Here is a 14,575-nt window from a genome sequence, read left to right as displayed (position 1 = left end):
GGTCACACTTGTCCGCCCGCTACCCCCGAAAAGGGGTGACACATGACCCACTCGTCCCCCGTACTCCGCCCACGCGACACCGACGCTCTACGCAGCGAGATGCGTCAGGTGGCGACGCGGTCGGAGACGCCGGTGCTGTTCGGCGGTGAGGTCCACGCGGGCACCCTGATCCTCAGCGAGTTCGTCGGCACCCGAACCAACGGGCTGCGGGGTCTGGCCGTGAGTTCGCCGTCGGGGCTGGGTGGCCGTGTGGTCGACCGACTGCGTCCGGCGTCGGTCTCGGACTACCGCAACGCCTCCGCCATCACCCACCACTACGACGGGCCCGTTCTGGGCGAAGGTCTGCGATCGGTGCTGGCCGTGCCCGTGGTGGTGGACAACCGTCCACGCGCCGTCCTGTACGCAGCTCGGCGTGACGCCGCACCCATTGGGGGGCGCACCGCGGACGCGGTGGTCGAGGCCTGTCGACGACTTGCGGCAGAGATCGCAATCCGCGACGAGGTGGACCGACGTGTGGCGATGATGACCGCGGTCGCCGCCATCCCGCAACACACCGATCCTGTTGCCACAGAGGAACTCCGGAGCATCCATGCCGAGTTGCGCCAGTTGGGCGCAACGCTCGACAACCGCGCGGGCACCCGGCTGCGAGACATGTCCGAACGCCTCGCCCGAATCATCAACTCTGACATGGACACCCCGGGCGATGTGGCACTCGCCCCCCGCGAGATCGACGTCCTCACCGCGATATCGCTCGGCGGTTCCAACATCGATGTGGCCAAGCGACTCTCGATACGCCCCGAGACGGTGAAGAGCTACCTGCGTAGTGCCATGCGCAAACTGGATGCCCACACCCGGCACGAAGCGGTGGTCGCGGCGCGACGGTTGAACCTACTTCCCTGAGCATCAGCTCGGGGTCGGAGTCTGCACCTGGGGAATCTCGACACCGGTGGTGGTGACCGTGACCACCCGCGCCGTGGCGATGTCGAAGAAGAGACCCGCAACCCGCAGCCGCCCCTCGGCGACCGCGCGCCCGACGAGTAGATGACGTTGAAGCGTCTGCACCTGCAACGCCACATTGACGATGGCCAATTGGTCGACGTCTCCGAAACCCGCTGCAGCCGCGCTCAACCCGGCCGGGTGCCCTGCCCTCCAAGCAGCAAGGCTCGGCTCAGCGTTCTTCAGCCACTCACCCACCGGGCCGCCCTCGCTTGCGCCGTCTGTCGAAAGCAGCGCCTTCATCGCACCGCATGACGAGTGCCCGCACACCACCGCCGAACTGACTCGCAGCTCGTCGATGGCGAACGCTATCGCCGCTTCTGCGGACACGTCCGCCTTGGGCGGAGCGGGGATCAGGTTGCCCACGTTACGAACGGTGAACAGGTCACCGGGACCGCTGGAGGTGATGACGTTGGGAACCACGCGCGAGTCGGCGCACGTGATGAAGAGCGTGTCCGGATCCTGCACGTCGGTGAGATCGACGAGGTATTCGAGGAGTTCGTCCGCACCGGTGCGGTGATACTCGTCGACGCCCTCCTTGATCGGTTGCAGCGCCCGGGGCGAGCCGGCGTCCGTCGTGGTGGTCGACTGCCACGACTTCCAAGGCACCAGACCCAGGCCGCGCCCCGAAGCAGTCTTCCGCCGAGGCGGTGCCGTGGGGGCGTCTTCCATCGTTGCCTTCCCGGTCTGCTGGATGTGCACTGATCCACCGTTCGCCTCGTGCGCGCGTTTCCAGTCCTCGATCATCTCGGCGGCAGCATGGTCGAGATAGTCGGTGTCGAGCTCCACACTCACGTGCGCATCCGCCGGCACCGATCCCAGTGTCTTGTTCAATCGCGGGAGCGCCAGGAAGCTGAGCGAACCGCGGATACTCACCCGCCACTGCCGGGCTCCTTCGGCCCCGAACGGCTCGGCAACCATCTCGGCGCGGATCACCCGCCAGATCAGGACAGCGATCGCCACGGCCAACCCGATTCCGACGCCTTCGAGCAGATTGAGGAACACGACAGAGGACATCGTGATGAGGTACACCCACAGATCACCGGTACGCCACGCCAACTTCATGTGGGCGAGCTTCACCAATTGGATTCCGATCACCACCAACAAACCGGCAAGAGCTGCCTGCGGAATCTGCTGGACCAGCGAGGTGAGCATCACCGAGAACACGAGGAGCCAGAAGCCGTGGAGAATGGTCGATGTCCGGGTCCGGGCGCCGGTCGTCACGTTGGTGGTGCTCCGCACGATCACACCCGTGATCGGAAGTCCACCGAGCCCACCCGACACGATGTTCGCGCTGCCCTGCCCCAACAACTCTCGATTGAAGTCGGTACGTGGCCCCGTGTGCATCTTGTCCACCGCGACCGCCGACAGCAACGACTCCACACTGGCGATCAGGGCGACCGTAAGGACTCCGAGCACAACACCACTCCAGTTGCCCGACGGCAACTCGGGGAGGGATATCGCATCAAAGAAGTTGCCGCCGAGATCGATCCGGTCGACGTCGATGGGCGCCAACGCGGCGACGAGGGTTGCCGCAACGATGGCAACCAAGGGGCCGGGAATCTTTCGAAGCCTTGCCGGGAGCATCGGCCAGCTCAGCATGATCACCACAACCAAGCCACCCACCAGCACCTCGGCGTGCTGCAGATCCAGAACCTGTCCCGGTAGAGCGGTCAGGTTCTCCCAGGCGTCGCTCTTGGATGAACCACCGAGCAAGACGTGAATCTGTTGCAGCGCAATGGTGATGCCGATTCCGGCCAGCATCGCGTGCACCACCACAGGAGCAATGGCCAACGCGGATTGTGCAACACGGCTCAGGCCGAACACGATCTGCAGTACACCGGCCGCCACGGTGATCGCACAGGTGACCCGCCAGCCGAAGGTGTTGACCAGTTCCGCGACCACCACGGTGAGGCCCGCGGCAGGCCCGCTGACCTGCAGGGGTGAGCCGCCGAGGAAACCGACCACGATGCCGCCGACCACACCGGCGATCAGCCCCGCCATCACGGGAGCACCGGACGCTATGGCGATACCAAGCGAAAGCGGCAGCGCCACAAGGAAAACCACAAGGGAGGCCGGTAGATCATATCGAATGTTGGCCTTGAAGTCGGTCCCCCGGAAATACGATGTTGAGATTTCTCTGAGCATTCGCATGCCCCACAAAGTAAAGAGAAAGTATTAACGGGGCCTTAGAGCGGTGTTACCTCCGGTGGTTTTGTGACCTATCCGACCCGTCATCGCGGACTCGGATCACGTCACTGCGGGACGGATCGGTTGCACGTCGTGCCTGAGTTCGAATCCCCCGGCTCGCACCATTCGCCCATACAGATCATCGGTTTTCATCAACACGTCGTGACTGCCCACCGCGCTCACCCGCCCCTCGTCCATGACGATGATCGTGTCGGCATGTCGCACCGTCGACAAGCGATGGGCGATGGTGATCACGGCGCCCGTGTGGGCGCGTCGTCTGATCGAGTCCACGATCACCGCCTCGGTGAGCGTGTCGACCTGTGATGTCGCCTCGTCGAGCAACAAGATGGGCGAGGGACGAATCATCGCGCGCGCCATCGCTATCCGCTGGCGTTGTCCGCCCGACAGGTCCGTGTCACGGATCGGCGTGTCCACACCCGCCGGCAGAGCGGCAATGGTCGAGTCGAGTTTGAGCAAGGTGAGCACCTCTGCGAGTTCGCTGTCATCGGCTTCGGGGTGGATGAACCTCAGGTTGTCACCCACCGTGCCCGGTACGAGCGGCGATTCCTGTTCGACGTAGGCGATCTGCTCTCGCACCTCTGCCACCGTCATCTCCGGATACCCGAAGCCCCCGAGTCGCAGAACGCCGCTGTCGGGTTCGATGAAGCGGAGGATCGCCGAGAAGAGCGAGGTCTTGCCTGCACCTGACGGTCCGACGATGGCAGTGTGCCCGATGGCGGGGATCTCGACCGACACCCGGTCGAGCGCGGGCAGCAGGTCGTCGCCGTACCGGAATGTCACGTCGTCGAACACGATTCCCCCGCTGCCTGCACCACCATGCTGGGGCAGTGCGACTTTCACGCCCGGAGCCGAGACCTCCGACTCCAGGCTCTCCATCTCCCGGATGCGTATTGCTGCGGCGATCCCGGACTGCAGCGCGGTGATGTTCTGCGTCAACTCCGACACGGGCCCCATCAAGGTGAAGGCGTACAACAGAAAAGCGATCAGTGTCGACACCTCCATCGAGCCGGCTTCCACGCGCCACGCCCCCAGTGCGAGGATTGCGATGATCGCGCCCTGTACACCGGTCCACCCGGCCGTCATGGCGCCGGCAGAGACACGCACCGCGGCCACCGCATGCGCGCGGGCACGAGCGGCGTTGTCGCCGATGACCGCGCCCACCCGGTCTTCCGCTCCGGCCGCCTTCACTGTTCGCACCGAGCGCAGACTGCCTTCCAGGACACCGCCGAGATGTCCGAGTGCTTCCTGAGTGCGCGCTTCCGCCTTGGCGATTCGTGGCATCAGCACCGTGAACACCGCCGCGACACAGACGATCGCGACCATGGTGACCCCGAGCAACACCAGGTCCAGCACACCCATCAGCACAATGGTCCCGACGGCGACGCAGGTCGCGTTGATGACCCCGACCACCGCGCTCGACGCCGCCTCGCGCAGTAACACCGTGTCGGAGGTGACGCGAGTGACCAACTCGCCCACCGGCCGGGCCTGGACCGACGGAACGGTGGATCCGAGCAACCGGCGTACCAGTGACGAACGAGCGTCGTAGACGATCGACTCCGCAGCGGTTCCCAGCACGATCCACTGCGCGCAGCCGAGTACCGCCCCGACCACCAGGAAGATCACGAGCACCAGGACCGGCGTGACGATCGACGAACCGTTCCCCAGCGAATCCAAAATCCACTTGGTCACCATCGGCGTCGCGAGGACGGTGACCGAACCGCTGAGCGCCAGCACGAGGCCCAGGACGATGGATCTGAGATGAGGACGCGCGAACCCGGCGAGAACCTTGATGTTCTTCAGGTCACCGGATGCCGCCGCGGGAGGGGTGTTCTCTGCGATCGAAGTGTCCATGCCCAAGTGGAACACACATGTTCCATTTTGGAAACCCACTTGTTCGTCGCGGTACGGCGACATTCCGTCGTTGAAGACAGCGCGACTATGCTCACGTCATGGTCGCGACCTCAACCGCCGAGGAGTCCGGAGCACGTGAGCGTACTCGCCGGGCAATTCTCGACGCGGCGGTGGCCGCACTCGCCAAGTCCCCCACTGCGCCGCTCGCGGAAATCGCAGATCGCGCGAGAGTCGGCCGCACCACGTTGCACCGCTATTATCCGGAACGTTCCGATCTGCTCGGTGCGGTTGCTCGGTTCGCCGAGCAGTCCGTCGCGGACGCCGGCGAGCGCGCCGACCTCGCACGGGGCACGGGTCTGGAAGCGATCTTGCGATTATGCGAGGAGTACTTCGAACTCACCGATGTGCTCGCCGTCTTGTTCTTCGCTTCCGGGGTGAATGATCAGGACATCGCCTTCACGGACGGCACAGTCATAGAAGCCGTCGAACGCGGACGATCCGACGGCTCGATCGATGCCGAACTCGAAACGGAATGGATCGTGAACATGATGTGGGCACTGCTCTACGCCAGCGTTGACCACGTCAATCGTGCATCCGGCACCCGCATGAAGGTTCAGACGATGACACTGCGGAGCCTACGCAAAGCCATTGCCGCGACATCGGTGCCCGCGTGACATCGGTGCCCGCGTCGTAATGTGAGCTGATGAGCCGCCCCGACAACGACGACCCGTCCACCCTGTCCTTCGACAGCCGCGCGGTGCACGCGGGCAACTCGGTGGACAAGGGCTCCGGCGCCGTACGCACGCCGATCGTGATGGCGAACTCATACGCCCTGCCCGACGACCCGTCCAACGTCAGCTGGTCCGGAACCGACATCCCGCTGTACACCCGCAACTCGGGCGCCAATCAGATTGCGCTGCAGAAGAAGTTGGCGGCGCTCGAAGAGGCGGAAGACGCAGTCGCCCTGGCCTCGGGGGTTGCCGCGCTGCACGCGGTCTTCTTCACGTATCTGAACACCGGCGACCATGTGGTGGTCGCCGACGTCACCTACGAGGCCACGTGGAAACTGTTCACCGAACTGCTCCCCGTCAAATACGGCATCGAGGCGACCTTCGTCGACGCATCCGATCCGCGAGCGGTCGAAGAGGCCATGCTCCCGACCACTCGTCTGGTGCATGTCGAGGCCATCGCGAACCCGACCACCAAGGTCACCGACATCGCCGCGGTCGCCGCCATCGCGCACGACGGCGGAGCGTTGCTCGTCGTCGACTCCACATTCACCCCGCCCCCGCTGTATCGGCCCCTCGCCGACGGGGCCGACCTGGTGGTGCATTCACTGACGAAGTACTACAACGGGCACGGGGACGCGATGGGCGGTGCCGTGGTGGGCGCACGCAGTCTGATCGATCCCATCAAATCTCATGCCATGGTCGATGTCGGAGGAGTGATCTCGCCGTTCAATGCGTGGTTGATCAGCCGCGGTTCGATCACGCTGCCGCTGAGGCTGTCCCGACATCTCACCTCGGCCGAGCAGGTGGCGCAGTTCCTCGAGGCCGACGATCGGGTGGCCTACGTCGCCTATCCGGGACTGGCCTCACATCCCCAGCACGAGTTGGCCTCTCGCCAATTCGGCGGTCGAGGTCACGGAGCGATGATGGCGTTTGCCGTCCGTGGGGACTCCGACACCCAGAACCGGTTTGTTGCGAACCTGAGGATGATCACCTCGGCGGTCTCGCTCGGACACGACGAATCACTCATCGTGCACGTCGGCACCGAAGGCGCGCGAGTCGCGAACTACCCGAGCGAGTTCCGCGAGTGGGGTCACCTGCGTTTCTCCATCGGGCTCGAGGATCCCGCCGACATCATCGCCGACCTGTCCGCGGCTCTGGACGACACGTTCAGCTGACGCCCGTCAGATCGCGTCACGCGGACGCATCAGCAGGGCGATCAGTCCGCCCACAGCCATCACGGTGATGACCGAGGCGAACACCACGCCGGCGGTGGTCAGCGTCCACGCCTGCGCGGCGAAGCCATCCGCGATGATCGGTACCGAGATGGCAAGGTAGGCAACAACAAAGTAGGCGGATGTGGCATCGGCCTTGCGCTCGGGCTCCACCCGGGCGGCGATGGCGGCGATCCCCTTGCTGAACAACAGGCCTTGACTCGCCCCGGAGATCACGGCGCCGACGATCAATCCCGCCAGCGACGCAGCCTCCAGACTGACGATCAACACGGCCATACCCACGGTGAGTGAGATGTATCCGGCGACAAGTGATGGGCGAACCGGTGCATTCGACAAGACGATCTGTGTGGCAGCCGAGGACGCGAAGAGGACAAAGACCACCAGTCCGGTGATCGTGGGCGACGAGATGTCCAGGACCTTGGTCATGAAGTTGGGGGCGACCGCGGTGAACAGACCACACACCGCAAACCCGGCTACCGCTCCGATCACCGCCTGCGGGAAGATCCCGCGCACCGAGGGCGGCACACTGATCCGCTGCAATGTCGGCCGAGCCCCTTTGCGCACCTTCACCGTCTCGGGAACGGTGAGGAGGCCGGCACCAGCGATCACGAGCAGGAGGGCATGCACAACAAAAACCGTCCGCGTCGGATACGGCGCGAACTCGGTGACCACGCCGGCGACCAGAGGACCCAGGCCCAAGCCGCCGATGTTGGCGGCGGTGGCGATCGCCGGTGCCATCCGGCGTCGAGCCGCAGGCGCAGCCTCGATGACCGCGACAGTTGCCGTGCTGGTGAAGATGCCCGCGGAGAATCCCGAGACCAGGCGCCCGACGAACAAGATCTCGACACTGCCACCGATCAGGAACAAGACCGCGCTGGCCAGTGACAAGGCCACGCCTGCGAAGAGCATCGGGCGGCGGCCGATCGTGTCCGAGAACTGTCCCACCCCGATGAGCGCGGCAATGACCCCGACCGCATACGTCGCGAAGATGACGGTGGTCATCAGGCTGCCGAAGCCGAACTCCCGCTGGTATTCGGGGTAGAGCGGGGTCGGCAACGTGGTGCCCATCATCACCACCGCGAACGCGTACACCGCCGCGGGGAAGGCGATCAGCCGTAGTCCTCGGCCTGGCGCCGGATGTCCGGTGTGGGTGTCGACTCCGGCACCGGCAGCAGTCATGGCAGAGCCTTTCGGTCGGTGAGTCTCGCTGGTGCGCACGGGCACCTCAACGTCAGCGACGCTCACGATCTTCCGCCGGGGCCGGATGAGCCCGGAATGTCCGAGTCAGTGTGCGGAAACTGCCATCTGGGTTCGGGTCTCACTCACCGACACCAGCTTGCCGTCGTGGATCACCACCCGATCGGCGGGGGCGTTGGCGATGACGTCGAGAACACTCGTTCCTCGGACCGCCAGGAACTCTGCGCGTGCCCCCACGCGTGGGCCTGCCTCGGGCAGCCCCATCACTGCCCGCGCGTCTTCGGTGACCATCGCCATGGCGATGTCCGGGTGTACGTGCGCTGCCGTGATGGCCAGCATCGCGGTCTCGAGTGCGTCGCTGCGCCCAACCGGGTTGAACGCGTCCCGCACGTTGTCGGCACCGGCCGCCACCCGGATGCCCGCTTCTCGGAGCGGTTCGATGGCGGTGATTCCCCGCGGAGTCGAGACCGGGTGACCTCTGCCCTGCAGATAGAGGTTGGTGATCGGGTTGGCCACCACCCCGATGCCGCTCGAGGCGATGACCGGCAACAGTCCTGCGAGTTCTGTTCTGCTCATCGTGCCGAGCCGGGTGCAGTGTCCGGCGGTGCGGATCCAGCCTGCCGGCCATGTCGCCACGCGTTCGGCGAATGCCCCGATGGTGTGGTGATCGCCCTCCAGGAACTCGTCGGTGTGCAGGTCCACGCCCACTCCCCTGGCCTCGGCGATCGCCAGCAGGCGATCCAGGTCGCCCAGCGGGTCCGGCGCACTGTGCGGTGAGCCGCCCACGAGGTCGGCGCCTGCGTCGAGTGCCTGATGCACCAGTTCGTCGGTGGCGTACACCTTGCTCAGCGCTACGATCTCGATGTCCATCACCCCCTCGAGTTCCCTTCGAACCCGGTCGATGGCCCGGATACCCCGGAGCGGGTCGGGGCCGAGCAGGATGTCGACATGCGACCGGACGGCGGTGGTGCCGTTGCGCAGCAAGGCCAGGGCGGCCGTTCGCGCGCGTGTCCGGAATGACTCCTCGTCGAGACCGGCGCTGCCTTCCTTCCAGTTCGCGATCGCATCGTGCAGGTCGCCGAGGGGCGGCCGCAACACATCCCAAGACAGTGCCTTGTCCAGATGCGCATGAGGCTCGGCAGGTGCGGTGAGCAGAACGTACCCACGCAGGTCGAGTACGTCGGCTCGGTCCGGAGCAACCGCGCGTTCGTCTGAGGGCCGCACGGCTTTCACAGCGGCGTGACCATCGACCCTCGAGATGTCGACGTCGACCACGGTTCCGTCGGCGAGCACGGCGCCGCGTAGCTGCGAGAGCGATTGCGGCAAAGAGAGATTCATTGTTCAACCTTCTGATCTGCACATGGGGCGAGAAGTGATGCGGGGGCGCCTGTCACACCCGCTGGGTACGCACGAACACCCCGGCCACATGGACGCACGCGGCGGTGCGGGCCCCCTCGGCGTCTCCTGCTTCGATCGCGGCGACGATCCGTTCGTGCTCGATCACCGCGAGACGGCGATTGAGGTCGGCGGTCCACACGTCGGACCGAAACAGGTGCGACTGGCCATCGAGCCGCGAAAGCGCTTCGCCCAGTGGACGATTGTTCGCCGTCTCACGGATGAGGGTATGGAACTGGAGGTCGAGGGTGGCGTCCCGCCGGGAGTCGGCCGGATCCTCGAGCAATTCACGCTGCACCTCGACCATCTTGCGCAGGTGGGCCACTGTCTCATGCGTGGCGGTGAGAGTGGCGTTGTACGCCGCCAGCCCGTCCAGAACCTCCCGGACCTCGAACACGGACCTGAGCGTCTGGGCATCGAGTGAGGCCACCCGGCGCCGGCGTTGCGCGTATGGGACGCAAGACCTTCGTAGATGAGCTGCTGCACCGCTTCTCGGACCGGAGTCCGACTCACCTTCAGCCGAGCGGCCAATGCGGGCACACTCAACGGGCTCCCCGACTCCAGTTCGCCGGAGAAGATCATCTCCTGCAGCGCGTCGTGCACCGAGTCGGTGAGCAGGGCACGCTCAGATGCCGTCACCTCTGCTCCCCTCCCTACTTCTCGGCCGCGGCAACGCGCGCGGCCTCGCGAAGTTGCGTCGCAGGTGCCACACCGGTGCGCAGGCCGGCAACCTTCATGGCGATGTTCTCGGCAATCGTAATCGGAGGGTAGCCCGTCTCGCCCTCTGCCAACGTCCCGGGAAGAGCTTCGATGACCGCGTCGTGATTGCCGTCGAAGAAGAATGCCGCCGAACGACGCCGCGCGATCTGACCGTCGACCACCGGAGGGTCGACGCGATGGATGGTCGACATCCAGCGGTCGTTGGTCCAGCGCGACATCGCATCTCCCAGATTGATCAGCAGCGCACCTTCGGCCGGCTGGACATCGTGCCAGCGTCCCTCGCGGTCGAGTACCTGGAGACCGGGAACGCGGTCGGCCCACAGAATGGTCAGGATCCCGAAGTCGGTGTGGGCCCCCATCCCCGTCAGGTCACCGGTGAACTCGGTGTCCCCTTCGGGCAGGGCGTAGTTGTTCATCTTCAGCGCTTCGATCGAATGGTCGATCATGTTCTCGAAGTACCCCGGCCGAAGACCCAGCGCATCGGTGAAGGCTTGCATGAGAATGCGCGAGAGTTTTTGTGCTGCGGCGAAATATGCCTGGATGGCGGGCGCGAACCCAGGCGCCGCCTCGGGCCAGTTGTTCGGTGCGTAGCTGGTCTCGGGCAGTTCGAGCGGCGCGAAGTCCGCTGCTTCGGTGCCCACCGTGTATGCCTCGTAGAAGTCGTTCATCTGTCCTGCTGTCGGGATGCCCAGGCTCATGCTGAGCGACTCCGACTTGGGCGGAGAGTAGCCACGATTGGTCGCCGGGTCCCGTCGGTACTGCTTCTTCACCGCCAGGGGCAGGGCAAAGAACTCATCGAGCGCGTCGGCGAGTCCCGCAATGGTGTGGGTGTCGATACCGTGACCGACGATCTGGACGAAACCGACGTCGCGGCAGGCACGGTCGAGGGCGGACACGACCTCTGCCCGCGCCGACGGATCCGAGCGGCGTTTGTCGTCGCGGTACGGACTGATGTCGATGGCGGGTACCTCAAACGGTGTGCCGGGCACGGAATGCTCCCTTGTCGATGATCGATTCTCGGTGGTCTCGGGATACGGATCGTTCACGAGTCACGCCCGGACTCGTGCCAGCTGCCGACTGCGAACTTCGACACGAGCCCCATGACACCGAACACTGCGACTCCGAAGATCGACGCGAGCACGATGGCTGCGATCAGGTCATCGGACTGCAGACGGCCGCGGTAGACGTCGAGCAGTGTGCCGATTCCCGGCTGTCCCTTGGCGAAGAACATGTCCCCGATGATCGCGCCCACCACGACCAGTCCCGACGCGGTGCGCACACCGGTGAGAATGGCCGGAAGTGCGGCCCGCAGTTCGAGTTTGACCAACCGGTCCCACCGTGACGCACGAGAGAGCGCAAAGAGCTCGTGCAGTCCGCGGTCGACCGACCTTATCCCGAAGTGGGTGTTGGTGATGATCGGGAAGGCGGCGATCAGCACACAGACCAGGGTGCGCGACATCATCCCGTATCCGAACCACAAACCGATGAGCGGAACGATGGCGAGGATGGGGATCACCTGGATCACCACGGCGTAGGGGTAGATGATGCGCTCGATCCACTTGGCCTGACTCATCAGCACTCCGGTGCCGACAGCCACCACAACCGCCACCAGGAATCCGACCATCGCGACCTGCGCCGTCACCGCCAGCGCTTCGAGCATGGGCCGCAGGTGCGTCCAGTCCATCAGGCTGTTCCTCAGCACATCACCCGGTGGCGGTAACAGGAATCTCCGCTCCGGCGACAGCACCCAGTAGCTGACCATCGACCACAACACCAGAACGCCGAGCAGCGACAGCAAGGGGCCGAGCACAACGGCTGTCGCCGTGCGGATCCGCCGCTTGGACAGACGACCGGCCGGCGCGCCCGGCCGTGCCGTCGCCGTATATGTCCTCCCTGGCCGGGCGAGCGTGGCATCGAGCTGGGTCATCGGTTGCTCCTGTGCAGGGTCGCCGAGATCTCGGAGACGTGGTCGGTGAAGCGGGTGTCGAATCGCAGCTCGGGGCTGCGCGGATAAGGAAAGTCGATGTCGAACTGAGCGGCTATGCGTCCCGGTCGTGCGGTCATCACCACCACCCGATTGGCGAGGTAGACGGCCTCGGACACCGAATGTGTGATGAACATGGCGGTGAATTGCCGTTCGACGTAGAGCCTTTGGAGTTCGACCTGCATGTCCAGCCGGGTCATCTCGTCGAGTGCGCCGAACGGTTCGTCGAGCAGCATCGTGGCCGGCGACAGCGTCAGCGCCCGCGCCAACGACACACGCATCTTCATGCCACCAGAAAGTGCTTTGGGTAGTTGATCCGCGAAGTGCTCCAAGCCCACCGCGGAGATCGACTCGGCGGCACGACGTTTGACGGCGGCACGATTCTCGCGACGCAACTCGGCCGACAACTCGACATTCGCGCGAACACTTCGCCACGGCAGCAACGTGGGTTCTTGGAAGATGAAGCCGACCGAATCGTCAGCCACTGCGACCGATCCCGCGGTCGGCTCCTCGAGACCGGCTGCCATCCGCAAAAGCGTGGACTTCCCGCACCCCGACGGCCCGACAACCGCCACAAAGTCCCCGCGGCGCACCTCGAGGTCGACTCCCTCCACGGCAACCGTCCCGGTGTCGAACTGCTTGCCGACATCGGCGAAGACGATCTGCGTGTTCTTCGTGAGCCTGCGCGCGTCTGCGTCCCGCACTGTGTCCGCGAGTCTCATCTCGACCTCCATACGATCGGCTTGTACATGTAACAGTGGGCTGTTCGTTCCTCATCATGGTGGATTACATGCATGACGACCGAGTTGCACGCAGTTACGTTCTCATGACATCGGTTCCCTTGCGGGCTGTCTAACTGGCTTTTTAAAGTGCCATCGGATGCTGCCTACGGTTTTAACAGGCGGTAACAACGTCGCAACAAGCTACTGATTGCATGTAATTGTTCCGGCGCACGAGGCGACCGGGCGGCGCGAGCACATGCTCGATCGCAATCCAGGTGAGCGTCCGCGACCACCCCCAACCATCTCTCGAGGAGAAACCATGACGTTCTCGCACCGCCGGCGTTTCGGCATCACTGCCGTAGCGCTCACCACGTTGACCTTGTCCGCCTGCGCATTCGGGTCCGACGACGCGGCAGAAACGGTCTCGATCGAACCGGCGGCAGCGGAGCAAAGTCTCGCCGATGTGTGTCCGGCAAACGTCGGCGTGCAGTTGCAGTGGCAGCCACAGTCCGACATGGGCGCTCTCTTTGCCATGCTCGGCCCGGGCTACCAGGTGAACACCGACGACAAATCGGTCACCGGCCCCCTGGTGGCGGGAGGCAAGGACACGGGAGTGGACATCACACTGAAGTCCGGCGGACCGGCGATCGGGTTCCAGTCCGTCACCTCGCAGCTGTATGTGGACGACTCGGCGATGCTCGGTGTGGTGCACGGAGATCAGCTGGTGTCGGCGGCCGCCGACCAACCTGTGGTCGGGGTGACCCCACTGCTCAAATACAGCCCGGCGATTCTGATGTGGGATCCGCAGACGCATCCCGAATGGAAATCCGTCAGCGATGTGGGCACCGGCGATGCCACCGTGGTGGTTTCCAAGGACCAGATCTTCCCGCAGTGGATGGTGGCGAAAGGTCTGTTGAAGCCGTCCCAGATCGACACCAGCTACGACGGCGCACCATCGAGGTTCGTCGGTGACCCGGCGATCGCCCAGCAGGGGTTCGCGAACTCGGAGCCGTACACGTACGAGGAGGAGACGCCCGCGTGGGACAAACCGGTGTCCTACGGCCTGATCAAGGATGCCGGCTACGACATCTACGCCTCAAATGTCTCTGTGCGAGCTGACAAACTCGCCGAGTTCTCGCCGTGCCTCGAGAAGCTGGTGCCCATCATCCAGCAAGCGGGCGTCGACTACATCACCTCGCCCGAGGCGACGAACAAGGTCATCGTCGACGTGGTGTCGCAAGACCAGACCTACTCGCCCTACAGCGAGGGCGAAGCCGCTTTCAGTGCTGATCTCCTGCAGGAGAAGGGTCTGCTCGCGAACGAGGACAACGGCGCGTTCGGTGTGTACGACGACACCCGCACCAGCCGCAACGTCGCAGAACTGACACCGGTACTGGCCGCGGGGGGAAATAGTGTGCCCGCGTCGATGACCGCGAAGCAGATGTTCACCAACCAGTTCATCGACCCCGCCATCGCCATTCCCTGACCAGCAGCAGCGCGAACTCAGCGTGTTCCTTCAGACCTCAGACCTCAGAA

General features: G+C 64.7%; 11 protein-coding genes and 1 pseudogene. 4 read left to right on the top strand and 8 right to left on the bottom strand.

What is annotated here, in order from left to right:
- Positions 1-42: 42 nt before the first annotated feature.
- Entirely contained in the window at positions 43-900 is an 858-nt protein-coding gene (locus W823_RS54275; protein WP_023962842.1) for a LuxR C-terminal-related transcriptional regulator, read from the top strand.
- Positions 901-903: 3 nt separating this feature from the next.
- Here the strand turns inward: W823_RS54275 and W823_RS54270 are convergent, their stop codons facing one another.
- Both W823_RS54270 and W823_RS54265 read right to left on the bottom strand, forming a co-directional pair.
- Positions 904-3,144, bottom strand: coding sequence for a bifunctional SulP family inorganic anion transporter/carbonic anhydrase (locus W823_RS54270; protein ID WP_023962840.1), 2,241 nt, complete (start codon positions 3,142-3,144; stop codon positions 904-906).
- Positions 3,145-3,246: 102 nt separating this feature from the next.
- Positions 3,247-5,058, bottom strand: a complete 1,812-nt coding sequence (locus W823_RS54265; protein WP_081729952.1) for an ABC transporter ATP-binding protein — start codon at positions 5,056-5,058, stop codon at positions 3,247-3,249.
- A 98-nt stretch (positions 5,059-5,156) separates the two neighbouring features.
- On the opposite strand from W823_RS54265, the gene W823_RS54260 reads away from it, so the two are divergent.
- Together W823_RS54260 and W823_RS54255 are read left to right on the top strand one after the other, a co-directional pair.
- Positions 5,157-5,732 carry a TetR/AcrR family transcriptional regulator gene (locus W823_RS54260; protein WP_023962836.1) on the top strand — a complete coding sequence of 192 codons (576 nt, stop codon included), beginning with the start codon at positions 5,157-5,159 and terminating at the stop codon, positions 5,730-5,732.
- A 29-nt stretch (positions 5,733-5,761) separates the two neighbouring features.
- A complete protein-coding gene (locus tag W823_RS54255) occupies positions 5,762-6,964 on the top strand; it encodes a PLP-dependent aspartate aminotransferase family protein (protein WP_023962834.1) in 1,203 nt (400 codons plus the stop codon).
- A gap of 6 nt (positions 6,965-6,970) precedes the next feature.
- On the opposite strand, the gene W823_RS54250 is transcribed toward W823_RS54255, so the two are convergent.
- The 6 genes and pseudogenes from W823_RS54250 to W823_RS54225 all read right to left on the bottom strand — a co-directional run bounded on the left by W823_RS54250 (position 6,971) and on the right by W823_RS54225 (position 13,039).
- Positions 6,971-8,200 carry an MFS transporter gene (locus tag W823_RS54250; protein WP_081729951.1) on the bottom strand — a complete coding sequence of 410 codons (1,230 nt, stop codon included), beginning with the start codon at positions 8,198-8,200 and terminating at the stop codon, positions 6,971-6,973.
- A gap of 105 nt (positions 8,201-8,305) precedes the next feature.
- Positions 8,306-9,556 carry an amidohydrolase family protein gene (locus tag W823_RS54245; RefSeq protein WP_023962830.1) on the bottom strand — a complete coding sequence of 417 codons (1,251 nt, stop codon included), beginning with the start codon at positions 9,554-9,556 and terminating at the stop codon, positions 8,306-8,308.
- 52 nt (positions 9,557-9,608) lie between these two features.
- Positions 9,609-10,252 (bottom strand): annotated as a pseudogene (locus W823_RS54240) (GntR family transcriptional regulator).
- Positions 10,253-10,266: 14 nt separating this feature from the next.
- Positions 10,267-11,322, bottom strand: coding sequence for an isopenicillin N synthase family oxygenase (locus W823_RS54235; protein ID WP_031333525.1), 1,056 nt, complete (start codon positions 11,320-11,322; stop codon positions 10,267-10,269).
- Positions 11,323-11,375: 53 nt separating this feature from the next.
- Positions 11,376-12,260 (bottom strand): ABC transporter permease, encoded by an 885-nt coding sequence (locus W823_RS54230; protein ID WP_023962826.1) that lies wholly within the window; start codon positions 12,258-12,260, stop codon positions 11,376-11,378.
- The gene (locus tag W823_RS54225; RefSeq protein WP_031333524.1) at positions 12,257-13,039 is read right to left on the bottom strand and encodes an ABC transporter ATP-binding protein; all 783 of its coding nucleotides are present in this window, start codon (positions 13,037-13,039) and stop codon (positions 12,257-12,259) included. Before W823_RS54225 ends, W823_RS54230 begins: the two co-directional genes overlap by 4 nt.
- 319 nt (positions 13,040-13,358) lie before the next feature.
- On the opposite strand from W823_RS54225, the gene W823_RS54220 reads away from it, so the two are divergent.
- Entirely contained in the window at positions 13,359-14,525 is a 1,167-nt protein-coding gene (locus tag W823_RS54220) for a hypothetical protein (RefSeq protein WP_023962820.1), read from the top strand.
- Positions 14,526-14,575: the final 50 nt, after the last annotated feature.

Source organism: Williamsia sp. D3, assembly GCF_000506245.1.
GTDB lineage: Bacteria > Actinomycetota > Actinomycetes > Mycobacteriales > Mycobacteriaceae > Williamsia > Williamsia muralis.
The sequence above is the reverse complement of the archived record's forward strand: the minus strand, read 5'-3'. Positions and strand labels throughout refer to the sequence as shown.

Bases quoted from the DNA above. Each gene is read 5' to 3' on its own strand.
- W823_RS54245 (WP_023962830.1), bottom strand. From the start codon at position 9,556: ATGAATCTCTCTTTGCCGCAATCGCTCTCGCAGCTACGCGGCGCCGTG.
- W823_RS54275 (WP_023962842.1), top strand. From the start codon at position 43: ATGACCCACTCGTCCCCCGTACTCCGCCCACGCGACACCGACGCTCTA.
- W823_RS54220 (WP_023962820.1), top strand. From the start codon at position 13,359: ATGACGTTCTCGCACCGCCGGCGTTTCGGCATCACTGCCGTAGCGCTC.
- W823_RS54230 (WP_023962826.1), bottom strand. From the start codon at position 12,260: ATGACCCAGCTCGATGCCACGCTCGCCCGGCCAGGGAGGACATATACG.
- W823_RS54255 (WP_023962834.1), top strand. From the start codon at position 5,762: ATGAGCCGCCCCGACAACGACGACCCGTCCACCCTGTCCTTCGACAGC.
- W823_RS54260 (WP_023962836.1), top strand. From the start codon at position 5,157: ATGGTCGCGACCTCAACCGCCGAGGAGTCCGGAGCACGTGAGCGTACT.
- W823_RS54250 (WP_081729951.1), bottom strand. From the start codon at position 8,200: ATGACTGCTGCCGGTGCCGGAGTCGACACCCACACCGGACATCCGGCG.
- W823_RS54265 (WP_081729952.1), bottom strand. From the start codon at position 5,058: ATGGACACTTCGATCGCAGAGAACACCCCTCCCGCGGCGGCATCCGGT.
- W823_RS54270 (WP_023962840.1), bottom strand. From the start codon at position 3,144: ATGCTCAGAGAAATCTCAACATCGTATTTCCGGGGGACCGACTTCAAG.
- W823_RS54225 (WP_031333524.1), bottom strand. From the start codon at position 13,039: ATGAGACTCGCGGACACAGTGCGGGACGCAGACGCGCGCAGGCTCACG.